General features: G+C 62.5%; 17 protein-coding genes. 14 read left to right on the forward strand and 3 right to left on the reverse strand.

What is annotated here, in order from left to right; genetic code table 11:
- Window positions 1–235 precede the first annotated feature (235 nt).
- Complete coding sequence (locus EK373_RS23545; RefSeq protein ID WP_198683585.1) at window positions 236–3,139, forward strand: TonB-dependent receptor domain-containing protein; 2,904 nt, start codon at window positions 236–238, stop codon at window positions 3,137–3,139.
- Window positions 3,140–3,189: 50 nt separating this feature from the next.
- Here the strand turns inward: EK373_RS23545 and EK373_RS23550 are convergent, their stop codons facing one another.
- Window positions 3,190–4,047 (reverse strand): sugar phosphate isomerase/epimerase family protein, encoded by an 858-nt coding sequence (locus tag EK373_RS23550; protein ID WP_129646534.1) that lies wholly within the window; start codon window positions 4,045–4,047, stop codon window positions 3,190–3,192.
- A 137-nt stretch (window positions 4,048–4,184) separates the two neighbouring features.
- Between EK373_RS23550 and EK373_RS23555 the strand changes: the two genes are divergently transcribed.
- The 5 genes from EK373_RS23555 to EK373_RS23575 are packed head-to-tail and all read left to right on the forward strand — an operon-like array spanning window position 4,185 to window position 11,184.
- Window positions 4,185–5,645 (forward strand): aldehyde dehydrogenase, encoded by a 1,461-nt coding sequence (locus EK373_RS23555; RefSeq protein WP_129646536.1) that lies wholly within the window; start codon window positions 4,185–4,187, stop codon window positions 5,643–5,645.
- Entirely contained in the window at window positions 5,642–6,844 is a 1,203-nt protein-coding gene (locus tag EK373_RS23560; protein ID WP_129646538.1) for a CaiB/BaiF CoA transferase family protein, read from the forward strand. Before EK373_RS23555 ends, EK373_RS23560 begins: the two co-directional genes overlap by 4 nt.
- Window positions 6,841–7,668 (forward strand): citryl-CoA lyase, encoded by an 828-nt coding sequence (locus EK373_RS23565; RefSeq protein ID WP_129646540.1) that lies wholly within the window; start codon window positions 6,841–6,843, stop codon window positions 7,666–7,668. Before EK373_RS23560 ends, EK373_RS23565 begins: the two co-directional genes overlap by 4 nt.
- 30 nt (window positions 7,669–7,698) lie before the next feature.
- On the forward strand, window positions 7,699–9,456 hold the full coding sequence (locus EK373_RS23570; protein ID WP_129646542.1) for a thiamine pyrophosphate-binding protein: 1,758 nt from the start codon (window positions 7,699–7,701) through the stop codon (window positions 9,454–9,456).
- A 54-nt stretch (window positions 9,457–9,510) separates the two neighbouring features.
- Window positions 9,511–11,184 (forward strand): carboxylesterase/lipase family protein, encoded by a 1,674-nt coding sequence (locus EK373_RS23575; protein ID WP_129646544.1) that lies wholly within the window; start codon window positions 9,511–9,513, stop codon window positions 11,182–11,184.
- On the opposite strand, the gene EK373_RS23580 is transcribed toward EK373_RS23575, so the two are convergent.
- A complete protein-coding gene (locus EK373_RS23580) occupies window positions 11,181–12,491 on the reverse strand; it encodes an MFS transporter (RefSeq protein WP_129646546.1) in 1,311 nt (436 codons plus the stop codon). The genes EK373_RS23575 and EK373_RS23580 overlap by 4 nt on opposite strands.
- A 105-nt stretch (window positions 12,492–12,596) precedes the next feature.
- On the opposite strand from EK373_RS23580, the gene EK373_RS23585 reads away from it, so the two are divergent.
- From EK373_RS23585 to EK373_RS23620, 8 genes are all read left to right on the forward strand, one after another.
- Window positions 12,597–13,268, forward strand: a complete 672-nt coding sequence (locus tag EK373_RS23585) for a TetR/AcrR family transcriptional regulator (RefSeq protein WP_129646548.1) — start codon at window positions 12,597–12,599, stop codon at window positions 13,266–13,268.
- Window positions 13,269–13,373: 105 nt separating this feature from the next.
- Window positions 13,374–15,248, forward strand: a complete 1,875-nt coding sequence (locus EK373_RS23590; protein ID WP_129646550.1) for a bifunctional sugar phosphate isomerase/epimerase/4-hydroxyphenylpyruvate dioxygenase family protein — start codon at window positions 13,374–13,376, stop codon at window positions 15,246–15,248.
- Between the two features lie 91 nt (window positions 15,249–15,339).
- On the forward strand, window positions 15,340–16,362 hold the full coding sequence (locus tag EK373_RS23595; RefSeq protein WP_129646552.1) for an alpha/beta hydrolase: 1,023 nt from the start codon (window positions 15,340–15,342) through the stop codon (window positions 16,360–16,362).
- Window positions 16,359–17,258, forward strand: a complete 900-nt coding sequence (locus EK373_RS23600; protein ID WP_129646554.1) for a shikimate dehydrogenase — start codon at window positions 16,359–16,361, stop codon at window positions 17,256–17,258. The genes EK373_RS23595 and EK373_RS23600 overlap by 4 nt, the downstream gene beginning before the upstream one ends.
- 91 nt (window positions 17,259–17,349) lie before the next feature.
- The gene (locus tag EK373_RS23605; protein WP_129646556.1) at window positions 17,350–20,232 is read left to right on the forward strand and encodes a TonB-dependent receptor domain-containing protein; all 2,883 of its coding nucleotides are present in this window, start codon (window positions 17,350–17,352) and stop codon (window positions 20,230–20,232) included.
- Window positions 20,233–20,234: 2 nt separating this feature from the next.
- On the forward strand, window positions 20,235–21,326 hold the full coding sequence (locus EK373_RS23610) for a hypothetical protein (protein WP_198683587.1): 1,092 nt from the start codon (window positions 20,235–20,237) through the stop codon (window positions 21,324–21,326).
- 139 nt (window positions 21,327–21,465) lie between these two features.
- The gene (locus tag EK373_RS23615) at window positions 21,466–22,212 is read left to right on the forward strand and encodes a patatin-like phospholipase family protein (protein WP_129646558.1); all 747 of its coding nucleotides are present in this window, start codon (window positions 21,466–21,468) and stop codon (window positions 22,210–22,212) included.
- A 44-nt stretch (window positions 22,213–22,256) separates the two neighbouring features.
- Complete coding sequence (locus EK373_RS23620) at window positions 22,257–23,039, forward strand: ZIP family metal transporter (protein WP_129646560.1); 783 nt, start codon at window positions 22,257–22,259, stop codon at window positions 23,037–23,039.
- A gap of 1 nt (window position 23,040) precedes the next feature.
- Here the strand turns inward: EK373_RS23620 and EK373_RS23625 are convergent, their stop codons facing one another.
- Entirely contained in the window at window positions 23,041–24,432 is a 1,392-nt protein-coding gene (locus EK373_RS23625; protein WP_198683588.1) for a sulfatase family protein, read from the reverse strand.
- Window positions 24,433–24,440: the final 8 nt, after the last annotated feature.

Here is a 24,440-nt window from a genome sequence, read left to right on the forward strand (position 1 = left end):
TGCTGTTCGCCGGCGCAGTGGCCCGCGCCGGTCGATCGAACATAAACTAACCATTTCGTACATGTCAACGCACGCGCTGCCCGATGTACTGCTCTTGACACAAACGTACTAGTTCGTACACTCGATGCAAATCCGCTCGCCCCCGAAGCTGGCATGGCTCGTGAGCCCATGTTTCATTTCAGGGCAATGGAAACGCGCGAGCGCTCGAGAACATCGTCAAGACAGGGGGCAATCGATGCGTATTAGAACAATGGCTGCTGCGCAGGCTGTGTCTTTTCTTGCCGTCTTCACCGCCGGTGCTGCTTTCGGCCAGGCGACCGAGCCGGCCAGCACCGCCGCGAGCGAGGAGGTCGAAGAGCTCGTCGTCACCGGCTCGCGCATCTCCCGGCCGGATTATTCATCGACCAGCCCGATCGTCACTTTCGGCGAAGCGGCCATTACTCAGACCGGCACGGTCAATATCGAGAACGCGCTGAATCAGCTGCCGCAGTTCGTGCAGGGCCAGACGCAGAGCACGATCGGCGCAGTGGCGCTCGCGGGACGCGCATCGCTGAATCTGCGCGGCCTCGGCGAGCAGCGCAACCTGGTGTTGCTCGACGGTCGGCGCCTGCCGCTGTCGAACGCGAATGCTGTCGTCGACGTTAACCTGATTCCGCAGTTCATCCTCGAAGGGGTGGAAACGATAACGGGCGGCGCGTCGGCCGTGTACGGCTCGGACGCGATGTCGGGTGTCGTCAACTTCAAGACCAAGCGCCGATTCGACGGCGTGCAGATCGATCTGCGCTCGGGCATCAGCGATCGTGGCGACGCGAACACCACCGATGTGGGCATCACTGCAGGCTTCCAGATCGAGGAGGGCCGCGGCAACGTGATGCTGTCGGCCGGCTATACCGATCGCGATGTGCTGTTCGGCAAGGACCGCGACTTCTATCAGCTGGGCGTGTTGTCGTCGTTCATCGCCAATGGCACGTATGTGCCGTCACCCACGAATTTGCCGACCCAGGCTGCGCTCAACACGGTGTTTGCTCAGTACGGGGTAGCGCCGGGCGCCGTATTGAATTCTCGCTCATTGGGCGTGAACGACGACGGCTCGCTGTTCGGGCAGATCGGCGTGATCAACTACAAGGGCCCGACCACCGAATACTTCAGCACGACGGGCAACAATGTCCGCCAGCCGGTGACGTATCAGGAGTACATCGTCAATCCGATGGAGCGCAAGTCGTTCTTCGGCAAGTTCGACTATGCCGTGACGGAGCACATCGAGGCGTACGGCCAGTTTCTGTACAACCGCACGACCGCGACCGGGCAGGTGGGCTGGACGCCGACGCTGTATGTCGTGCCGACCGTGCCCGTGACGAATCCGTTCATTCCGAATGACCTGCGCACTATTCTGGCGTCGCGCCCGAACCCGAACGCGGACTTCACCATCAATCAGCGCTTCATGGGATTGGAAGCGCGCGCCTTCCCGTCCGACTTCACGGTCGGGCAATATATCTTTGGCGTGCGAGGCGATCTGCCGTTCAAGGACTGGCAGTGGGATATCTATGGGTCGTACGACTCGACCGATCTGGTCGAGACTCAGGATAAGGCGATCCTGCAGTCTCGCATGCGTACCCTGCTGTACGCGCCGGACGGCGGCGCATCGGTTTGTGCCGGCGGCTTCAATCCCTTCGGCTTCGGGAATTCGACGAATGTCTCGCGGGCGTGCCGTGACTATCTCGAAGCCGAGACTCACGACTACACGCAGCTCACACAGACCATCTTTGAAGCCAGCGTCAAAGGCTCGCTGTTCGCACTGCCCGCGGGCGACTTGAAATTCGCGTTCACTCTGGACACTCGGGAGAACAAATTCGAGTTCGACCCGGATCCGTCTCGTGAGAATCTCGACATCATCGGCACCTTGCAGACGTATCCCGCAGAAGGATCGAGCGACGTCAAAGAAGCGGCGCTCGAGCTGCTCGTGCCGCTGCTGAAGGACAAGGCGTTCGCGCATCGCCTGGATTTGAATCTGGGCTTCCGTGTCTCCGACTACGATGTCTCGGGCCGCGTTGAAACCTACAAGGCCGACGGTATGTGGGAGCCGTTCCGCGGCTTCTCCTTCCGTGGCGGCTTCGAGCACGCGATCCGGGCGCCGAACATTGGCGAGCTGTACAACCGGCTGGGGGCGCAGGCGCAGATCGGTTCGCCGCCCGGGCAGGGCGATCCGTGCGACGTGCGCTCGTCGGCGCGTACCGGCGCCAATGGCGCAGCAGTTCGAGCGCTCTGCGTGGCGACCGGTGTTCCCGGGCAGATTGCGGACACCTATCAGTACACGACGGTGGCCATCGGCGTGATCAACAGTGGCAACACCGATCTGACGCCCGAAGAAGCGGACACGATCACCTTCGGCGCCGTGTGGCGCCCGGCATTCGATGCGCCGCTGTTCTCGGATGTTTCGATTTCGGTGGACTACTACGACATCGATATCACCGATGTGATCGGTCCGGTGAGTGGCGGCACCGCGCTCAGCAAGTGCTACAACCTCGACGGCAGCAATCCTTCGTACGATGCAGCCAACGTCTACTGCCAGATCATTCAGCGCAATGCCACGACCGGCGGCGTCGACATCATCGCCACTCCGTACTTCAATCTCGGCGGCCTGCGCACCAGCGGCGTCGATGCGCAGATCGACTGGCAGTTCCCGCTCGGCCCGGGCAATCTGGACGTGAATCTGCTTGCGAACTTCACCAACTCCTATGAAGTGCAACTGCTGGAAGGCTCGGCCTGGCAGGAATTCGCGGGAACCATCGACGGCACTCAGAACGGCGGCATTCCATTGCCGGACTGGAAGACACTCACGTCCGTGACGTATCGGCTCACGAACTTCGAGGCGGGCGTGCGCTGGCGCCATCTGCCCTCGATGGATGACGTGACGGCGGTGACTCGGCCGGCGAGCCCGGCGCCCGGTGTGCCGTCCTATGACTTGTTCGATCTAACGCTGGCCTATCGCTTGAACGACGGCATCTTGTTCCGCGGCGGCGTCAATAACATCGCCGACGAGGAACCGCCGATCGTCGGAGGCACCATCGGTCAGACGCAGCCGGGCACGTATGACATCCTGGGTCGTTACTACTACGCCGGTTTGCAGCTGAACTTTTGATGTTCAGGCGGGCGCCGAGGGGCGGAACGCTCCTCGGCGCCTGCGCTTTCTCAGTGATGCAAGCGGCGCGAGGATGGCGTCGATGGGATGGGGCGCGAGGTCTTAGCCGCGAAGAAGTCTTTTGCGCTCTCGATCGCGAGTCGCGCGCATTCTTCCAATCCCACCTTTTTGGCCAACGTGGCCGTGGGAATCTCGAGCGAATAGGGAATTGCCGGGGGCAGGGCGCCGAGGATGCCCTGTAGATCCAAACCGCCGGCGCCAGGAAACAATCGGTCGTTGCGCGCGGCGAAGATCAATCCATCCAAGGTTGGCGGCGGCTTACTCGGCGCGTCGCAGACTTGCACGTAGTGGAACCACGAGCGCGGGAGCTTCGCAAGCTCAGCCACGTCCTCGTTGGAGCGTGAGAAGTGCAGCGTGTCGATCAAGAGTCCGCCGTTGCTTCGGGCGGCGCCTCGAACGATTGCAGCGGCGCGGGCGAGATCCGCTGTCTCCGTCCACGTCACAAATTCGATATCGGCGGTGAGATTGCGCTTGGCCGCAGCGTCACAGAGTTGGGCGAAATGCTCGGTGACGCGCTCCTGGTTCGAATCGGAGCCCTGCGCGATGAGATGCCGGGCGCCGAGTTCGGCGCTCGCGTCGAGTAGCGCATCTTGTTCGTGAACATCGAAGTCTGGTGTCAGTCGAATGAGTTCCACATCCAATACCCGCACGCCAGTGGCGGCGAGCTGCCGTTTCGTTTCCAACAACATCGCGCGATCCCGATGCAGCGGATAGCGCGGCTCGTCGGTCGTGACGGCGCTAGGCCGTAAGCCAACGTAGGTGTAGCCCGCCTTGGCGGCTACGGCGACCATCCGTGGCGGGGCCATGCCCAGCACAGTGAGATAGGCGAGGGAATATTCAGGGTGCATGCGCGGCCCAAGCGGTCGTTATGAACCAAATGGTACACGCGTATGGACTAGTTAGTCCATAAAGGGCTACTCTACCATTCGACCGCCGCGGGGATTCTCATCGTCTCGATGAGTGCGGACGGCTGCGGACCGAATAAATGAGACGCTATGGGCACTACATAGGCGGCCAGGAGACAGCGCCGCGCAGCGGGAGTTATCTCGCGAGTGAGAATCCGTACACGGGCGAAGCATGGGCCGAGGTTGCACGCGGTAACGCCGACGATGTGGCGGCGGCGGTAAGCGCGGCGAAATCCGCGTTCGCGAATCCAGCGTGGTGCGAAATCACGGCGTCGAGGCGAGCGGCGTTACTGCGCAAAGTCGCCGATCTCATCATCGAAGAGGCGCCGCGCCTGGCGCAGATCGAACAACGCGATAACGGCAAATTGGCCTCGGAGGTCAATGCACAGGTTCGTTACGTCGGCGAATATTTTCACTACTACGCCGGCCTCGCCGACAAAGTGCAAGGCCATGTCGTGCCGAACGACAAAGGCGGCGCGCTGACCTACATCCGCTACGAGGCGAAAGGCGTCGTCGGGATCATCACGCCTTGGAATTCGCCTCTGACACTGACGAGTTGGAAGTTGGCTCCGGCGCTTGCCGCGGGATGCACGGCGGTCATCAAGCCGTCGGAGTTCACCTCCTGCGCCATCGTCGAATTCGCCGATTTGTTTCGACGCGCCGGCTTTCCGGACGGTGTCGTGAACGTGGTGACAGGCTTGGGTGACGAAGTTGGCGCGCCACTGGTTTTGCATCCCGATGTTGCTCACATTGGCTTTACGGGCGGAGAGGCGGCGGGCGTTCGCGTCTACGAGCTCGCCGCGCGTGGCTTGAAGACGGTCACGCTCGAGCTTGGTGGCAAGTCGCCGAACATCATCTTCGAGGACGCGGATTTCGATCAGGCTTTGAACGGCGTGTTCGCAGGCATCTTCGCCGCGTCAGGACAGAGCTGCCAGGCGGGCTCTCGGCTGTTGCTACAGCGGTCCATCCATGACGAGTTCGTCGAGCGTTTGGCTGCATTCACCAAGGGGCTGCGGCTGGGGGACCCAACCGTGGCGGAGACACAGGTGGGTCCGATCGCTACGCGTCCGCAGTTCGAAAAGATCCTCAAGTACATCGACATCGCAAAGGCCGCGGGTGCGCGCTGTATCGCCGGTGGCCAAGCGCGTAGCGATCTTGGTGCGGGTCAGTTCATCGAGCCGACCATTTTCACCAACGTCGACATGCGAATGCGCATCGCGCAGGAGGAAGTCTTCGGCCCCGTGCTGTGCGTGATTCCATTCGAGGACGAAGCGGATGCGGTGCGGATCGCCAACGATGTGGCATTCGGCCTGGCCGCTGCCGTCTGGACGAAGGACGTGAACCGCGCCATGTCGATGACCGCGAAGCTCAAGGCCGGCACCGTATGGGTGAACAACTATCGCGCCACCAGTTTCACCGCGCCGTTCGGCGGCATGAAGCGTTCCGGGCTCGGACGCGAGTCCGGCGTCGATGCGATCCGTGAATACCTGGACACCAAATGTGTCTGGATTGCCAGCGCCCCAGCGAGGAAGTCTTCATGACGGCAGTGCTGTCCGGCATCCGAGTCATCGATATCACCAATGTGCTGGCGGGGCCATTCTGCGCCTATCAGCTGGCCTTATCGGGTGCGGAGGTCATCAAGGTCGAGGCGCCGGGCACAGGTGATCTCGCGCGTCAGCTCGGAGCAGATCCGGAGCTGAGCCAGCAGCTCATGGGCGCATCGTTCATCGCGCAGAACGGCGGCAAGAAATCCATGACGCTGAATCTGAAGCTCGAAGGCGGAAAAGAGATATTCCGCCGGCTGGTGCGCAGCGCCGACGTGTTGGTCGAGAACTTTCGGCCCGGCGTGATGGACCGCCTCGGCTTGGGCTACAACGCACTCGCGGGTATCAATCCCAAGTTGATCTACTGCGCCATCAGCGGCTTCGGTCAGGAAGGGCCGATGCGCGAGGCGCCGGCCTACGATCAGATCGTGCAGGGCATGTCGGGTGTGATGAGCATTACCGGCGATCGTCACAACGCGCCATATCGCGTTGGTTATCCGGTGAGCGATAGCATCGGCGGACTGACCGCTGCTTTCGCCATCTCGAGCGCACTCGTAGGACGAGAACGCACGGGCGAAGGCCGCTTCATCGACGTCTCGATGCTCGATTCAACCATCGCGACCATGGGCTGGATCGTGTCGAACTATCTGATCGCCGGCGTCGAGCCCGAGCCCATTGGCAACGACAACTTCACGGCTGCGCCGTCCGGCACGTTCCGAACGGGCGCCGGCTTGTTGAATATCGCTGCCAATACCGATGATCAGTTTGCATCGCTGGCGAAGCTCATCGAGCGGCCGGATCTGGTCGGCGATCCTCGCTTCCTGACGCGCGAATCCCGCAAGCGTAATCGGGAAGTGCTGACGTTACTGATCGAGACGGAACTGCGGCAGCAGCCGGCCGTGTATTGGGAGGATCAGCTCAACAAAGCCGGCGTACCGGCAGGGCGCGTGTTGAGCGTGCCGCAGGCGCTTGATCTTCCACAGATCGCGCACCGCCAATTGATTCGCAAAGTCTCGGACGTTGCCGGTATCGGCAAAGACGTGAGCGTCGTGCAGGGTGGCTACCGGTATTCCGATGCCGATGTTCCCTCCGACCTGCGGCCACCAACGTTGGGCCAGCACACCGAGGAAATGCTCGGCGATCTCGGCTATGGATCGGAAGAGATCGAGAAGTTCCGCGCTGCCGGTGCGATATGAGTGACGCTTCGCAGCTGATCGACAAGGCGCAAGCCTGGTGGAACACGCGCATCATCGATATTCACCCGGGCGAAATCGGCATTCGCGGCTACCCGATCGAAGAGCTGATAGGGCGCGTTTCGTTTGCCGACATGATCTGGCTCATGACCCGGGGCGAGCTGCCCGCCAAGGGACAAAGCAGGCTGCTCGAGGCCGCGCTGGTGGCGTCGGTGGATCATGGGCCGCATGCGCCTTCGATTGCCATCGCCCGCATGGCGGTTACTTGCGGGGTCGATCTCAACAATGCCGTCGCCTCGGGCGTCAATGTGCTCGGCGACATTCACGGCGGCCCCGGCCAGCAGTGCATGGAGTTGTACGAAGAAGTTCGTGCGGCGAGCGGCAACGACCTGGCGGCGTCGACCGATCGTGTGCTCGACAGCTACATCGCGCGCAATGGAAAGATCATTCCCGGCTTCGGTCATCGCTTTCATCCCGTCGACCCGCGCGTTGCTCCTTTGTTTGCACTCGTGGAGAGCGCGTCGCGCGAGGGCACGGTTTCGGGCAACTACGCGCGCATCGGTAGGGAAGTCGAGGCGGCGTTGCGTCGACGCACTGGCAAAGCGATTCCGATGAACATCGATGGCGTCACCGCGGTGATCTTTTCCGAACTGGGATTTCCCCCGCCCATGGGGCGCGGCTTGTTCATCTTGTCGCGCTCCGTGGGAATTCTGTCGCACGCATGGGAACAGGCGCAGCTGAACCAGCGCATCAAAGGCCCCATGCCCAAAGAGATTCCCTACACCTACAGCGGCCCGGAGCGACGCTCGCTCGATCCGGATCGATAACGCATTGGCATTCGCAGGTCGAGGTCCGTTATGACACAAACCGTAGCCCAGTTGCTGGTCGCTTATCTCGAAGCGCGCGGGGTCGATCACATCTTTGGCCTGTGCGGGCACACCAATATCGCGGTGCTGGCGGCACTCGAGAAAAGCTCGATTCGCTTCGTCAACACGCGACACGAGCAGATCGCAGCTCATGCCGCCGATGGCTACGCGCGAGCGAGTAGGAAGACCGGTGTGGTGCTGAGCCACCTCGGGCCGGGCCTCACGAATGCGGCTACGGGTGTGGCGAACGCGGCGCTCGATTCGATCCCGATGGTCGTGATCGCGGGCGATGTGCCGAGCCACTACTACGGCAAGCATCCTCATCAAGAGGTGAACATGCACGCCGACGCCTCGCAGTTCGAGATTTATCGTCCCTTCGTCAAACGCGCATGGCGAGTGGAGCGTCCGGATCATCTGCCGGAGATCGTCGACAAGGCGTTTCATCTCGCCGAGAGCGGACGGCCGGGGCCGGTGCTGATTTCCGTGCCGATGGATATCTTCTCCGCCGAAGCCCGCTCGACGTTGTTCGATCGCGTGAAGGCGAACGCATCGACCTATCAGAAACCGTCGATCGACGACACGGCCGCTCGCACGATCGTGAAGACGCTGCTGAGCGCACGCAAACCCGTAATGTATGTCGGCGGCGGTATCCTGCTCGCAGATGCGGCTAAGGAGCTGCGCGATTTCGCCGATCACATGGGTATTCCGGTCGCGCATTCGTTGATGGGTAAGGGCGCGCTGCCCGACGATCATCCGCTGACGCTCGGCATGACGGGCTTCTGGGGCACCAAGTACATCAACGACAGCTGTCGCAATGCCGACTATGTGCTCGCGCTGGGCACGCGATTCTGCGAGGCCGACTGCAGTTCGTGGGAAGGTGAGTACACCTTCAACATGCCGCCGACGAAGCTGATCCACATCGACATCGATCCGTCCGAGCTCGGTCGAAATTATCCGGTGGAGATGGGCGTGATTGCGGATCTGAAGCAGGCGCTGACCGTGCTCAACCGGGTTGCGCGTGAGTTGCTGTCACAGCCGCGCCGCAACGAGTCGTTGCGACAGGAGATCGCCGCCTATCGCAAGCAGTTCAAGAGTAATAACGCCGCGGCGGAAGCAAGCTCGCAATTCCCGATGCGACCCGAGCGCATCCTCGCCGATGTGCGAGCCGTGCTGCCTCGGGATGCATTCATTACGACCGACGTTGGCTGGAACAAGAATGGTGTCGGCCAACAGTTCCCCATCTACGAGCCCGGCACGATCTTCACGCCGGGCGGCTACGCCACGATGGGCTTCGGTGCTCCGGCCGCACTGGGTGCGAAGATCGCACGGCCCGATCGCGTGGTCGTGTCGCTCGTCGGTGATGGCGGCTTCGGACAGAACCCTGCCGTGCTGGCGAGCGCCGTCGAACAGAATGCGGCTGTGGTGTGGGTGGTGATGAACAACCTGGCCTTCGGCACGATCGCGGGCCTGGAGAAGGCGCACTTCGGCACGACCTTCGGCACGGTGTTCCGTCACAACGATCAGCCGTACTCGCCGAACTTCGCGGCCGTGGCCAAAGCTTACGGCGTGGACTCGGTGCGCATCGAGGCGGCGGATCAATTCAAGCCGGCGCTGGAGCACGCGGTGAGCTGTGGCAAGCCGTACCTGCTGGATGTGATCATGGAGAATGCGCCCGTGCCCACTGCTGGCCACTGGAACATCATGGACATCTATTCGCCGGGCCGAAAGGTGAGCCACGTGTCGACCTGAGCCGGGCAGCCCACAGCCAACGCCTGACGCCAATATCTGATCTCGGGGGATTGAATGCAGAACTCTTTGGGCCTGCGTGCGGCCGTGTGTCGCGCGCTGTTGGCAACGACTGCTTTGTGGATGAGCAGCGCCGCTGCGCAGATCGTCGAGACACCGATTCCCGGCGACCCGGTCGCCATCGATACCGGCAACGTCAGCGGCAAACTGCTTCCGTCTGGCGTGCGAGCCTACTTCGGTGTGCCATTCGCTGCCCCACCGACGGGCGATCGGCGCTGGGCCGAGCCGCAAGCGCGCGAAGCGTGGAAAGGCGTGTACAACGCAGACCGCTTCGCGCCCGAGTGCATCCAGATCCTCCGGCCGCACCACATCAATCATTACTTTGGCGAGGAGGCGACCAGCGAAGATTGTTTGTATCTGAACATCTGGGCGCCGGCTTCGTTGCCGCAAGGGGAGAAGGCGCCCGTCATTCTGTGGTTGTATGGCGGCGGATTGTCCATAGGCTCGGCCAGCATGCCTAACTATGGCGGCGAAGGGCTGGCGCAGAAGGGCGTCGTCTATGTCACCGCCGGTTATCGCGTCGGCGCGTTCGGCTTCATGGCGCATCCGGAGTTGACCGCGACTTCGCCGCATCGAGCCTCGGGAAACTACGGCCATCTCGATCAAATCGCAGCCTTGCAATGGATTCAGCGGAACATCGAGCGCTTCGGCGGCGATCCGAATCGGGTGACGGTGATGGGTCAGTCGGCCGGCGCCAGCTCTGCCTTCAGTCTGCAGGCCAGTCCGCTCGCGAAGGGCTTGTTTCATCGCATCGTCGGCATGAGTGGTGGCGGCCTGCGGGCCGGATCGGATCCGATCTCGCAGAGCGAAGCCGAACAGTCCGGCCTGGAGTTGCAGCGTGCACTCAAGGTTGACTCGCTTGCCGATCTCCGCAACGTGCCCGCCGATCGCATCCTCGCCGCGCAGGCCGAATTCCAGTTGGGCGGCACGGCCGGCACCGTGCGGTTCCGACCGAACATCGACGCTTACTTCATGCCGCAGGCGCCGCGAGAGATCTTTGCGAACGGCGCTCAGAACGATGTGCCGTTGCTGATCGGGTTCACCCGCGACGAGAGCGGGAACGAGCTGCGCACGGCCCGCACCATCGATGAGTTCAACTCGGCAGCGAAGCAATACTTCGGTGACAAGGCCGATCAGTTCCTGAAACTCTATCCGGTACGTGCCGATGCGGAGGTGCCGACTGTCGGCGCTGCTGCCGTTCGCGACGGCGGCATGGCGACGTCGATTCGTAGCTGGGCGCTCGGACAAGTCGCGCAAGGCAAGGCGGCGACTTATGTGTACATGTATAGCCACCCGCATTCGTATGAGCCGGGTGTGGCGATCGCCGACCTCAATCCCGCGACGGCCGGCGCCTATCACACGAGCGAGGTGCCGTTCTTCTTGTTGACGCAGGATGTCTATAACCGCATCCGCCCCACTCGCGCCTGGACGGACTACGATCGCGCCTTGGCCGACAAGATGTCTGATGTGCTGGTGGCCTTCGCAAAAACCGGCATTCCAGCGACAGCGGCAGTGAAGGCACCGATGTTCACGGTGCGCACCCAGGAGTTCATCGAGTTCGGCGATGAGATCAAGGTGCGCCGCTTCGATGTGAAGCGGATGGATTTCTTCTCGACCGTGAACATGCCGGGCGCCGTTGGGGCCGGCGCACCGCGGACACCTCGCGATTAAACGTCCATCTCGACCGGCTTCACCTCCCCGACGATGAAGATGTAGGACAGTGCGCCAACGATGGCGACGAACGCGATGTAGGCGAGCGCGAAGAAGAACGAGCCGGTGGCGCCGACGATCACGCCGATGACCAGCGGCGTGATGATGCCGGCGAGGTTTGCGCACAGGTTGAATACGCCGCCGGTCAAGCCGATCAGCCGCTTCGGCGCCACGTCGGTGATCAGCGTCCAGCCCAGGTTGACCATGCCCTGGCCGAAGAACGCCACCGACAGCACGGCGATCACGACCTGGTCGCTATCGACGAAGTTCGCGATCACGATGGTGGAGGCGAGCAGCAGGCCGGTCAGGATGGGCAGCTTGCGGCCCAAGGTTGCCGAGCCCGTGCGCCGGATGATCATGTCCGAAACCCAGCCGCCGACCAGCACGCCGACCGAGGCGGCGATGAAGGGCATCACCGCATAGAAGCCGACCTTGAGCCAGCCCATGTTCCGCTCGGTGGCGAGGTAGGTCGGGAACCAGGTCAGAAAGAACACCAGCGTGGAATTGCCGGCGAACTGGCCGATCGACGCGCCGAGCACCTGTCGATGTTTCAGCAGCCGGCCGATATTGCGCCAGGCGAACGGCGTGGCCGTGCCGCGATAGCCCAGCCCGCCGCCGGCCTCGATGTATTCCAGCTCGGCCCGGTTGACGGTGGGGTGATCGTGCGGGTCGCGATAGAGTTTCAGCCAGACCGCCGCGAATAACAGGCCGGCAATGCCCGCGATCACGAACAACGCCCGCCAGCCGAGCTCGGCGACGATCCAGAACAGCAGGGGGCTCAGGAACGCCAGCCCGAAGTACTGGCCCACCGAGTAAACTCCCGTCGCACGGGCGCGCTCGTGTTGTGGAAACCATGTGCTTAGCACGCGGCTGTTGGTGGGATAACATGGCGCCTCGGCGATGCCCAACCCGAGGCGGAATGTGAGCAAGGAAACGAGGCCCGACGCCAGGCCCTGCAGCAGCGTGAATACCGACCAGATGCTGACCGACCAGAAATACGACAGCCGCGCGCCGACGCGATCGACGAACGCGCCCCCGGGAATCTGAGCGGCGGCATAGGTCCAAGAAAAAGCCGAGAACACGATGCCCATCACCACCGCATCCAGTCCGAGCTCCCTGGTCATCGACGGGGCGGCGACGCCCAGCACGGCACGATCCAGATAATTGATCATGGTGCCGACAGTGATCAGCCCCAACACGGTCAGCCGTGCGCGACTGCGCACGACGCTCGTGTCCGCTTTCACTGCCACTGTCGCCGTGTTCTCCATCCCGTTCCCCCAGCGTGCACAGTCATCGAGGCCGGTCATGTACCAACCGGTCCAATTTTTCACTATGTACCAGGCAGTACAGAGTGTCAATGAACGAGGTCAGCCATGAGCAAGCCAGCCAAGAAAAAAGCCGCCGCGGAACAACCGCCGGTAGTGACGCGCGATCCGGAGGCCTCGGTGCAGGACATCCTGGCGGTCGCCACCGAAGAATTCGCCATCAATGGCTTGAGCGGCGCGCGCGTCGATCAGATTGCCGAGCGCACGCGCACTTCGAAGCGGATGATCTATTACTACTTCAAGGGCAAGGAGGGCCTGTATCAGGCGGTGCTCGAAAAGGCCTACATGGATATCCGAGCGCTCGAGGAAAAGGCCAAGCTGCTCGACATGGAACCGCGCGCCGCCATGCGCAAGCTGATCGAGCTGACATTCGATTACGATGAGACGCATCCGCTGTTCATCAGCTTGGTGAGCGTGGAAAACATTCACCAGGCCAAGCACCTGACCAATCTCACCTCCATCAAGGACGTGAACCAGAGCGTGATTCGCACGCTGACCAGCATTCTGGAGCGAGGGCGCAAGGAGGGCGTGTTCCGCGCCGATCTCGACCCGGTGGACGTGCACCTGTTGATCAGCGCGTTCTGTTTCTTCCGCGTCTCGAACCGGCATACGTTCGGCGCCATCTTCGAGCGCGATCTGTCCGATCCGAAGCTCCGCAAGCGCCATAAGAAAATAATCATCGAAGCGGTAGAGCGGCTATTGGAAGTGCGCAAGGGCTGACAGGCTCTCAGCGGCGAGCCGCGGCGACCAGGGATGGTGCATCAGGCTGTTGGCGCGTAGAGTGTACGAACCGGTACGGACGCAAGTGCCAGGAGTGCGCCGCCCATGTTCACCTCCATCGCCTCGGTTTCGATCAGCGGCCGGCTCGACGCCAAGCTGCGCGCCATCGCCGACGCCGGCTTCGACGGCGTCGAGCTGGTCGAGAATGATCTGCTCGCTTTCGACGGTACGGCGCGCGATGTCGGGCGGATGATCCGCGAGTTCGGGTTGAAGTGCACGGCGTTCCAGCGAGTCGATGATTTCGAGGGTATGTCCGGCGCAGCTCGGGCGCACAACTTCAATCTGATCGAGCGCAAGCTCGACACCATGGAGCAGGTGGGTGCCGATCTGCTGATCGTCGGCAGCAACGCATCCACGGCCACGTCGGGGGATCGTCAACGCATCGTCGCGGACTTCCATGAACTGGCGGAGCGGGCGCATGCGCGCGGCATGCGCATCGGCTACGAGGCGCTCGCCTGGGGCCGATACATTTTCGATCATCGCGAAGCCTGGTCGGTCGTGAAGGACGCCAATCATCCCGCATTGGGCCTGGTGCTAGGCAGTTTCCATTCGCTGGTCCGAAACATTCCCATCGACAGCCTGCCCGACATCGATCCGGTCAAGATCTTCCTGGTACACCTCGCGGACGCGCCGGTCATTCAGATGGATTTGCGCTCGTGGAGCCGTCACTTTCGTTACTTGCCCGGGCAGGGCGAGCTGGATCTCGAAGCGTACGTCGCAGCGCTGCGGGCCCGCGGCTACAACGGCATCTGGTCGCTCGAAGTGTTCAACGATCGTTACCGGGCGAGCGCAGCGTCGACGAGCGCGGTCGATGGCATGCGTTCCCTGCGATACATCGAAGATCAGGTCGCGCGACGTTTGTTGCTGGCCAAGGGTTCGGGGCGGCCGCCGCGTGTCCGGTGTCACGGCATCGAGTTCATCGAATTCGCCGCCAACGACAACGAGGTCGAGCCGCTGGGCAAGATGTTCGAGACCCTGGGATTCACGCTCACGGGACGGCATCGCTCCAAGCGCGTCACGCGCTGGAGTCAGAACGGCATCAATCTGCTGATCAACAATGAGCCTGCCAGCTTCGCCCGAGCGTATGCGGACATGCATGGCGCCTCGGTGTGTGCGATGGGCGTGCGTGTCGAGGACGTGCAAGCGGCGATGGAGCGCGCGCAGGCACTGCAGATCAGCAGTTTTTCCCAGCCTGTCGCCCCCGGAGAGCTGCAGATTCCTGCAGCTCGCGGCGTGGGTGAAAGCTTGCTTTATTTCATTCGGGACGGTGAAGAGCAGCACGTCTGGAAGAATGATTTCCTCTCGGTCAGCGACCCGACAGCAGGCGCGCGGGCTGTCGGGTTGCTCCGCATCGACTATGTGACTCAGACGATGCAGTACGAGGCCATGCTGTCGTGGCTGTTGTACTACCTTTCCTTGTTTGCAGTCTCCAAGACGGCGCAGGTGGAGATCGACGATCCGTTTGGATTGGTCTATAGCCAGGCCCTGGAAGCGTCCGACCGAACATTCCGTATCGTGCTGAACAGTTCGCCGACGCCGCAAACGCTGTCGTCACGCTTCCTGCACGGATTCATGGGTGCGGGTGTGCAACACCTGGCGTTGCAGACCGACAATATCTTCAAAACCGCCCGGTTGTTGCAGGAGCGCGGCGCGCAGATGCTGCCCATTGCGGCGAACTACTACGAAGATCTGCAGGCAAGATTCGATCTCGATGGAGCGCTGATCGAACGCCTTGCGGCCAACAATATCCTGTACGAGCGCGACGGGCAGGGCGAATACTTCCAGTTGATCACGCGCGCGTTTGCCAAGCGTTTCTTCTTCGAGGTCGTGCAGCGACGTAACTACCAGGCTTACGGCGCCAGCAACGCTGCCATTCGTATCGCCGCGCAGTCGCGCTATCGCCCCGACGCCCAGGGCTGAAACCAGTCCTTGCCGCGCGACGCTTGCCATTGGTCCTGTGCCGAGGCAGTATGTACGAACTAGTACAGACATAACTGGGCGGCCAGAGCACATGAGTTCCAGGGGCGTGCGCAGATTCGGGCTGGGAGTAGGGGCAGCAGTCGTGGCGTTGCAGCTGGCGGCGCCGGCTCGCGCCGATGTAACTGCCGAGACGGCCGCTGCGCCAGTGCTCGACGATCGGTATCCGCGAGCCAAAGTCTCGTTCGGATCGGATGTCGAGAGTTATCCCGACGTGATTTACAGCGCACCGGCAGGCTTCCGGCCGTTGCGTCTCGATATCTATCGTCAGCTCGCACCCAAGGGGCCGCGTCCGCTGGTTGTTTATATCCACGGCGGCGGCTGGCAGAGCGGTCACACGCGCCACTCCGGCGCGTTCGCGAACTGGCCCGGGGTGCTCGCTTCGCTGGCTCGCAAAGGCTATGTGGTGGCGTCGTTGGAATATCGCCTCAGCGCTGAAGCGAAGTTCCCAGCCGCGATTCACGACGTGAAGAACGCGATCAAATGGCTGCGAGCCAACGCCGCGAAACACTCCGTCGATCCGCAGAAGACCATCCTGTGGGGCGGCTCCGCAGGGGGGCAGTTGGCGGCGCTGGCTGCGACTACATGCGGCGTCGAAGCAGTAGAGCCGAGCGCTGCGGATAAGAACATCGCGAGCCAGTCCGACTGCGTGCAGGGCGTGGTGGCCTGGTACGGCGTGTTCGATTTCAACGCCATTCCCCCGCCGCCGCCCGGCGTCGACGATGCCGTGTCGGCCGCTGGTAAGTACTTCGGCTGCGCGCCGGCGCAGTGTCCCGACAAGGTTGCGCTCGCCAGCCCGATCTCACATGTCGATGCGAAAGATCCGCCGGCGTTGCTGATTCATGGCGAGCTCGACAAGGTCGTTGCGGTCGACCAGTCGCGCGCCTTCGACGCGGCGCTGCGAGCGAAAGGTGTCGCATCGCAGTTGCTGGTGATTCCCGCGGTCGATCACAGCTTCATTGGCAGCTCGCCCGAGGCAACGCGTCAGGCGAGTCTGCAGGCGTTGGCAAAGACGTTCGAGTTCATCGATGCGGTGACCGGAGGCGAACGGAAGTGAGTTCCGCCGTTTCCACCGCAAGCAATCGTCGCGTGCTGGCCGGGCTGATCGGTTCGAGCATCCAACAGTCGCTGACACCGGCGCTGCACATGGAAGAGGGCGCGGCGCAAGGCTTGGACTATCGCTATGAGCTGATCGATCTGGATCGCATCAACGGCGGCGTGACTGCACTGCCGGCGCTGTTGGCGTCTGCACAGGAGCGAGGCCTGGCGGGGTTGAACATCACCCATCCTTGCAAGCAGATCATCCTGCCGATGCTCGATTCCTTGAGCGACGACGCGCAGGCGCTGGGCGCTGTGAACACTGTGGTGTTCTCGGAAGGCCGCCGCGTTGGGCACAACACCGATTGGTGGGGCTTCGCGGAAAGCTTCAAGCTCGGTCTGCAAGGTGCAATTGCCGAGCGTGTCGTGCAACTTGGCGCCGGTGGCGCCGGCGCCGCCGTCGCTTACGCCATGCTCAAGCTCGGCGCGCAGTGCTTGGACATCTACGACATCGACACTCCGAAGATGCGAGCACTGGTCGCGCTGCTGAGCGAGTTGTTTCCTTCTCGACAGATTCGCGCAGTCAGTGACCTGCGATCGGCCATGGCCGCTGCTGATGGGCTGGTGCACGCGACCACGACTGGCATGACGAAGAACCCCGGGCTGCCACTGCCGGCCGACCTGCTTCGTGCATCGCAGTGGGTCGTCGAGATCATCTATTTCCCGTTGCAGACGCAGTTGCTGAAGACCGCTCGCAGCATCGGCTGTCGCACGCTCGATGGCGGAGGCATGGCCATCTATCAGGCGGTCGGCGCATTCCGCTTGTTCACGGGTATTGCGCCGGATGCACAGCGCATGGCCCAGCATTTCGATTCTCTGGCGCGCCGGCCCGCTGCGCTCGCTGCCGCGGAATGAAGAGGGGGCGCGATTAGCTGATTTCTGGTTCGACATCGACAAGATCCGAGCACCACGGTGCGAGGAACATGAACGTTTGGGGGGATGAACAATGAAACAGACACGATGGCGCCTCGTCGCCGGCATAGCCGCGACAACGGTTGTAAGCACGGCCCTGGCTCAGGATCAGGCGGCGAGTGGGCTCGAAGAGGTCGTGGTCACCGGCTCGCTGATCTCCGATCCGAATCACGTCGCGCCCAGTCCCATCGTCATCGCCGATGCCGAGGCGTTGAAAGAGACGGGCGCGGTCACGCTCGAAGCGGCGCTCAATCAATTGCCGCAGTTCTCGCCCTCAGGCACGGCGGGCAACGGCGGGCAGGGCACGGGCGGCCACGCCACCGTGAACCTGCGCGGCCTGGGCTCCAACCGTAACCTCGTGCTGCTCGATGGTCGCCGTTTGCCACTTGCCGATATTTCCGGCAACGTCGACATCAACCTGATTCCCGACGCCATCTTGTCGAGCGTGCAGACCATCACTGGCGGCGCTTCGGCGGTGTACGGCTCGGACGCGATGTCAGGCGTCGTCAACTTCATCACGCTTCCGCACTTCGAGGGGATCCGCACCGACGTGCAATACGGCAACTCGGAGCGCGGCGACTACGAGCAGATAACCTCGTCCGCTGCGTTTGGAACTTCCTTTGCGGACAGTCGCGGCCAGGCGCTGTTGTCCATCGGGTACTCGACACGCGAAGGCTTGAACGGCAACAAGCGCGATTTCTTCGACCTGGTGACGCCGTCGTCCTTCATTGGCCAGGGCACGTTCGTGCCTTCGGCGACCAACCTGCCGAGCCAGGCCGCGGTCAACAGCCTGTTCGCAAGCTATGGCGTGACGAGCACGGTCGGCAACACGCTCAATCTGGGCTTCAACGACGATGGCACGTTGTTCTCGCAGACGGGCGCGCGGAACTATCGCGGCCCGACGGACGGCGCCTATGCGATCATCGCCGGCAACGTGCGCATGCCGGTGGGCCCGCAGACGGTGATCCAGAACCCGCTGGATCGCACGTCCATCTACACCAAGTTCGATTACGACTTCACCGACAATCTGACCCTGTACGGTCAGTTCATGCACGTCGACTCCGAGGTCACCACCAGCAGCGGTGGCAGTCTCACGCAGTTCGGCACGCTGACGAGCATCCCAATCACGAATCCGTTCATTCCCGCGGACCTGCGAACGCTGCTCGCGTCGCGTAGCGATCCGAATGCGCGTTTCACCTGGAATGGCCGTTACGTTGGACTGCCGGCCAAGTCATGGGATGAGCACTACGACACGTCGCAGTATCTGGTCGGACTAAAGGGCGTCCTGCCGTTCGAGAGCTGGACTTGGGATCTGTACGGCTCCTATGACGACACGAACCATCTGCAGTCCAACTACAACGCCGTGTTGAAGAGTCAGGTGCAGAATCTGCTGAACGCGCCGGATGGCGGCAATTCGCTGTGTGCGGGCGGCTTCAATCCGTTCGGCCTGGCGAACAGCAGCAACATCTCGCCGCAGTGTCGCGCATACATGACGACCACGGCGAAGAGCACCGAAGTGCTGACGCAAACGAATTTCCAAGGCGTCGCTCAAGGCGATCTGTTCAGCATGCCTGCTGGCGAGGTGAAGCTGGCGTTGTTGGCTTCGCACAGAAAGAACACGTATCGATACAGCCCGGACTCGCAGCTGGCCTCGCAGAACATCGAAGCCGTGATTGCTTCGCTGCCCTCGCAAGGCAAGTACGACGTGACCGAGTATGCGGCGCAGATCGACGTGCCCATTCTGGCCGACCTGCCGCTGATCGAGCGGTTGAACGTGGGCGCGGCGTTTCGTCGGTCGGATTACTCGACCAGCGGCAGCGTCGACAGCTATGAAGGCGACCTGAAATGGACGCCGACGCCCGGCTTGCTGATTCGCGGCGGCTATCAGCGCGCCGTGCGTGCGCCGAATATCGGCGAGCTGTTCGCCGCCGACAGCGGTTCGCAGATCGCGTTCGGCACACCGCCGGCTTCCATCGGCGATCCTTGCGATGTCCGCTCGACCGCTCGCACGGGCGCAGGCGGCGCCAGCGTGAGATCGCTGTGCCTGGCGCAGGGCATCCCAACGAGCGTGATCGACAACTACACGTTCCCGACGACGGCGACCGCCGGCTTGACCCGAGGCAATCGAGATCTGGATCCGGAGACCGCCGACACGTACAACATTGGCTTCTCGTGGCAGCCGGGCTCGCAGTCGCCCTGGGTAAGCGGAATCACGCTGTCGGTCGACTACTACGACATCAGCATCAAGGACGTGATATCCATCGTTCCGGGCCTCACGGCGCTCAGCAAGTGCTACAACCTGGACGGCTCGAATCCCGGCTACGATCCCAGCAATTCGTTCTGCGCCTTGTTGACTCGCGATGCGAACGGTCTGTTGCAGGTCATCCGGACGCCCTATCTGAATCTCGGCGGGCTCGAGACCAGCGGCATCGACGTGCAGTTCGCCTGGAGCGCCGACTTGAACGAGATCGGCTTCGGCACGGGCCGCGTGTTCTTCTCCACCGGCGTGGGCTACTCCAAGAACTTCTCGATTCAAACGCTGCCCAATACGCCGTTCCAGGAGTACGGCGGCACGAACACGATCGGCGCGTCGTATCCGGAGTACAAGGCGCTGACGAGCGTCGGCTACGGCATCGGCGGCGCATCGGTGTCGGTGCGTTGGCGATATCAGCACGCCATGGACGATGTGACTTCGGTGACGACACCGGCGAATCCCGGCGTCGGCGTGCCGACGTACAACCTGTATGACCTGGTCGGCTCGTATGAATTCAACGATCAATGGCAGATCCGCATGGGCATCACCAATCTGACCGATAAGGATTCGGTGTTCGTGTCCAGCTCGCAGACGAGTACGGACACCAGCGTGTTCGACGCCGTCGGCCGCTCGTACTACCTGGGACTGCGCTTCTCGATGTAGTCGTGGTGCGAGTCGCTGCCTGGTTCATCCTCTGGCTCGCTGCGGGCTCGGTGCAGCCCGCAGCGAGCGATTCGTCCTCGACCGGGTGCGCGCCGACCCGTTCTCTCCAATTCATTTGCGGCGCCGAGCGAGCCGAGGATGTCACTCGCATTCCCGGCACGCGCTGGCTGGTCTTTAGCGGCTTCAGTAACGGTGCAGGGCTGAAGCTGGTGGATAGCTCGGCGCACTCGCTGCGGCTTTGGTACTCGGGAGCGCCAGATCAGATTCAACATGATAGGCAGGCCTTCCCGCGCTGTTCTTCGCCGCCGTCTGCAGAATCATTCAACGCGCAGGGCATCAGTCTTCGGTCCGTGGCGCCAGCTTCGCATCGGCTCTACGTGGTGAATCACGGCGGTCGGGAAAGCATCGAAGTATTTCTGGTCGATGCGCGGGCCGACGAGCCAAAGCTGTCGTGGATCGGCTGCGTGTTGTTACCCGAAGGCATCGCGGCCAACAGCGTCGCGACATTCTCCGATGGAACGATCCTGGCGAGCGTGCTGACGCATTCGGGCACGTCGATCGCCGACTTCGTGCTCGGCAAGACCACTGGCGGCGTTTACGAGTGGCGCCCGGGCGCGGAACAGTTCAAGTTGCTCCAGGGCACGCAGCTGCCAGGAAACAACGGCATCGAGACATCGCGCGATGACAAGGAATTCTATGTCGTCGCATTCGGCTGGCGCTCGGTCGTGGTGTTCTCACGCGCCGATCCGTCGAAGCCCGTGCGTCGTGCGGCTGCACCAGGCTTCATGCCTGACAACATTCACTGGCACGAAGGACGGCTCTTGCTCGCGGGCATGCAGTTCGACGAACCGGCGTGCGGTGGACGCCGCAAGATCGTCGACGGCAAAGCCGACGGGATGCTGTGCCACCGGGGCTACGGCGTGGCGCAGCTCGATCCGGCGACCATGCAATTCAAGCTGATCGCTTATGACGGTCCCGATCCGGCGTTCAACGGCGTATCGGCCGCCGTGCTCGTCGATAACGATCTGTGGCTGGCCTCTTATCAGTCGGATCGCGTCGCTGTCCGTCGCCTGAGCTATCCGTTGAGTCCCTAGCGCGCCCCGCGATGGCCGTGCCAGTTCGGTCAGCCCGCCGCCGTAAGAGCAGCTGACTTTCCATCAGACTTGCGCCACCAAAGTGGCGCCAGTGCGAGCAGAGTCGAGCCCTCGGTGCCCGTCCATACCGAGGCAGATCATGAAATGCACGCATTGGCGGCAAGCGGCTCGCGGTGTCCTGCTGTTGCTGGCGACGTGTATGAGCAATCTTGCGCAAGCGGAAGGCGAGCGCATCGGGCTCGTGCTCGGCGGCGGCGGGGCACGAGGCGCAGCTCACATCGGCGTCCTGAAGGTGCTGGAGCGCGAGCGCATTCCCACCTTGGTGCGCGGACAGAAGCTGGGCCTGTGGCTGCGCCGGATGTTTCTTGGCCGCGGCAAGGTCGAGAGCTTCAATGACCTGCCCATTCCGTTCCGTTGTGTCGCCACCGACATCGGCCAGGTCAAGCCGGTCGTGTTTCAGTCCGGCGAGCTGGCGCTGGCGGTGCGCGCAAGCATGGCGGTCCCCGGCGCGTTTGCGCCCGTGAAGCACGAGGGGCGAGTACTCGTGGATGGCGGCGTCGTCAACAATCTTCCCATCGATGTGGCTCGTGAGATGGGCGTCGATCGTCTGATCGTCGTCGACGTGGGTCAACCGTTGGCGCCGGCGGAGTCGGTGCAGAGTGGGCTGTTCGATCTGCCGGTGTACCTGGCTGGCAGTCTGGAAGGCGGCAATGCCTGGCTCGATCGCGCGGACGTTTCGACCGGCGACCTGATCAAGGCTGGCAGCGTGTTCCTCGGACTCGACTTGCCCATCGGTCCTTTGCAGTTCGGCTATGGCCGCACGTTCGATGGACGCGATGCGGTCTATCTCAGTTTCGGTTCGCTGGTGCTGCCCAACTATCGTTAGTTTGCGCAAGACTGGTCGCTGCACGACGCGCTAGTATCCGCGGCATGCAAGCTCATGAGATTTTCTGGCGTGGTCTGATGGCGAGCTTTGTCGCCGGCATGGGCACGGTGATCGGGGCGGTCTGGGTGTTCTTCTTTCGGCGCCCCTCGCCAAGAGCGCAGGATGCATTGCTGAGCGGCGCGGCCGGCGTCATGTTGGCGGCGACATTCTTTTCGCTGTTGCAGCCGGCGCTCGACCATGCCGAAGCGCACATTTCTTCCAAGCCGCTGGCAGTGCTGATCGTCATCTCCGGTCTGCTCGCCGGCGCGATCGGTCTGTACTGGATACACACGCGCGTGCCGCACGAGCACTTCGTGCTCGGCAAACAAGGACCGGACAGCCTGCGAATACAGCGGCTCTGGTTGTTCATCATCGCCATCACGCTGCACAACTTTCCCGAAGGCATGGCGGTCGGCGTCGGTTTCGCGGGCGGCGACATGGGCAAGGCGACGCCGCTGGCGGTGGGCATCGGGCTGCAAAATATCCCCGAGGGGCTGGCGGTTGCGGCGGCCATGCTGGCCATCGACTATCCCAAGTCACAAGCGTTCCTGGTCGCATCGCTGACCGGCTTGGTCGAGCCCTTGGGCGGCGCGGTCGGCGCCTCGGCGGTGTGGATTGCCGGGCCGATGATGCCCATCGTGCTCGGCATGGCGGCCGGCGCCATGTTGTTCATCATCAGCGACGAGATCATTCCTGAAACCCATCGCGGCGGCTACGAAGACATCGCGACCTTTTCGCTGCTCGGCGGCTTCGCCGTGATGATGTTCCTGGACGCGGTGTTTGCCTGAGTCAGTGCTCGCCGAAGGGCGAGGAGGTGCCCGGCAGCCACGGATCGTGTGTTTCCACTCGGAACTTGTTCATATCCGCTCGCATGCTTTGCACGACCTGCCGATAGGCCGGATCGTTCGCGACATTGCGTAGCTCGTGCGGATCCTTGCTCAAGTCATAGAGTTCTTCGCCGGGCCGGTGCAGAAAGGCGTCGAGCGAGCGTGCGCCGAGTCCTAGCGACGGCTTCGCTTCGATCGCACGCCACGTGGCCGAGGAGGCGATGTCCCCAGCAATGGGAAACGGCAGCGGCGCTGCGAGATTCGCGATGTATTTGTATTGTCGCGTGCGCAACGCGCGCATGGGGTAGTACTGCTGAATCTCATGGAAACCATGCGACGCGTACACGCGCTCCCAGCTCTGCGGCCGGCTCTGCTCGAGGATGGGAAGTAACGATCGGCCCTGCAGTTTATATTCCTTCGGTCCGGGTACGCCCGCCCACTCGAGGATGGTCGGTGCGATGTCGATCCAACTCACCATGGCTTCGTTCTTCACCCCACGCTTGGATTGTGTCGGCGCCGCGATGATCAGTGGCAAGTGGATGCCTTCGTCGTAGAGCGTGGTCTTCGCGCCCGGGAACGGCCGCCCGTTGTCGCTCAGGAAGATGACGAGCGTGTCGGCCGCGCGGCCGGATTTCTGCAAGCTGTCGAGCAGCAGGCCGATGCCGCTGTCGAGCCGGCTGATCGATTCGTAATAGTCGGCGAGGTCTTTGCGGACTTCAGGCGCGTCGGGCAGGTGCGCTGGCATTGGGATTTTCTTCGGATCGTAAGTGACCCTCTCGACCGACGGCCACGCCTGCGTGTTGCCGAAGTTCTCCGCCGCGCGGTGCGGATCGCTGAAACCGACGATCATCAGGAACGGCTTGCCGGCAGTCGCAGCCATGAACTTACGTGCTTCCTCTGCCATGAACGCCACGTCACGAACGCCGGGCTTCTCCGGCGCCAACTCCGCATCGAAGGGCAGCGCCGACTCCGGAAGAATATGTTTCTTGCCGACCAGCGCGGTTGCGTAGCCGGCGGCCTTGAGTATCTGGGGCAGGGTGCGAACCCAAGGCAGGTAATGTTGGTTGTGAACGTCGTGCGCCAGGCCGTACATGCCATTGCTGTGCGAGTACAAGCCGCTGTAGATCACGGAGCGGCTCGGGCTGCAGGAGGAAACGGTGGCGAATGCATTGGTGAACAACGTGCCTCGCGCCGCGAGCCCATCGAGGACGGGTGTCTGCAAAACGGGGTTGCCGTAAGCGCCGAGGTCGCGGCCCTGGTCGTCGGAGATGATCAGAAGCACGCTGCGAGGCGCGGCCACAGTCGCAGTTGCCAGCAGCGCCAACAGAACGAATGTCCACCGGTAGGAGCTCATGGCAGCCA

It is taken from the genome of Peristeroidobacter agariperforans (assembly GCF_004138335.1).
Classification (GTDB): domain Bacteria; phylum Pseudomonadota; class Gammaproteobacteria; order Steroidobacterales; family Steroidobacteraceae; genus Steroidobacter; species Steroidobacter agariperforans.

Bases quoted from the DNA above. Each gene is read 5' to 3' on its own strand.
- EK373_RS23545 (WP_198683585.1), top strand. From the start codon at position 236: ATGCGTATTAGAACAATGGCTGCTGCGCAGGCTGTGTCTTTTCTTGCC.
- EK373_RS23550 (WP_129646534.1), bottom strand. From the start codon at position 4,047: ATGCACCCTGAATATTCCCTCGCCTATCTCACTGTGCTGGGCATGGCC.
- EK373_RS23555 (WP_129646536.1), top strand. From the start codon at position 4,185: ATGAGACGCTATGGGCACTACATAGGCGGCCAGGAGACAGCGCCGCGC.
- EK373_RS23560 (WP_129646538.1), top strand. From the start codon at position 5,642: ATGACGGCAGTGCTGTCCGGCATCCGAGTCATCGATATCACCAATGTG.
- EK373_RS23565 (WP_129646540.1), top strand. From the start codon at position 6,841: ATGAGTGACGCTTCGCAGCTGATCGACAAGGCGCAAGCCTGGTGGAAC.
- EK373_RS23570 (WP_129646542.1), top strand. From the start codon at position 7,699: ATGACACAAACCGTAGCCCAGTTGCTGGTCGCTTATCTCGAAGCGCGC.
- EK373_RS23575 (WP_129646544.1), top strand. From the start codon at position 9,511: ATGCAGAACTCTTTGGGCCTGCGTGCGGCCGTGTGTCGCGCGCTGTTG.
- EK373_RS23580 (WP_129646546.1), bottom strand. From the start codon at position 12,491: ATGGAGAACACGGCGACAGTGGCAGTGAAAGCGGACACGAGCGTCGTG.
- EK373_RS23585 (WP_129646548.1), top strand. From the start codon at position 12,597: ATGAGCAAGCCAGCCAAGAAAAAAGCCGCCGCGGAACAACCGCCGGTA.
- EK373_RS23590 (WP_129646550.1), top strand. From the start codon at position 13,374: ATGTTCACCTCCATCGCCTCGGTTTCGATCAGCGGCCGGCTCGACGCC.
- EK373_RS23595 (WP_129646552.1), top strand. From the start codon at position 15,340: ATGAGTTCCAGGGGCGTGCGCAGATTCGGGCTGGGAGTAGGGGCAGCA.
- EK373_RS23605 (WP_129646556.1), top strand. From the start codon at position 17,350: ATGAAACAGACACGATGGCGCCTCGTCGCCGGCATAGCCGCGACAACG.
- EK373_RS23615 (WP_129646558.1), top strand. From the start codon at position 21,466: ATGAAATGCACGCATTGGCGGCAAGCGGCTCGCGGTGTCCTGCTGTTG.
- EK373_RS23620 (WP_129646560.1), top strand. From the start codon at position 22,257: ATGCAAGCTCATGAGATTTTCTGGCGTGGTCTGATGGCGAGCTTTGTC.
- EK373_RS23625 (WP_198683588.1), bottom strand. From the start codon at position 24,432: ATGAGCTCCTACCGGTGGACATTCGTTCTGTTGGCGCTGCTGGCAACT.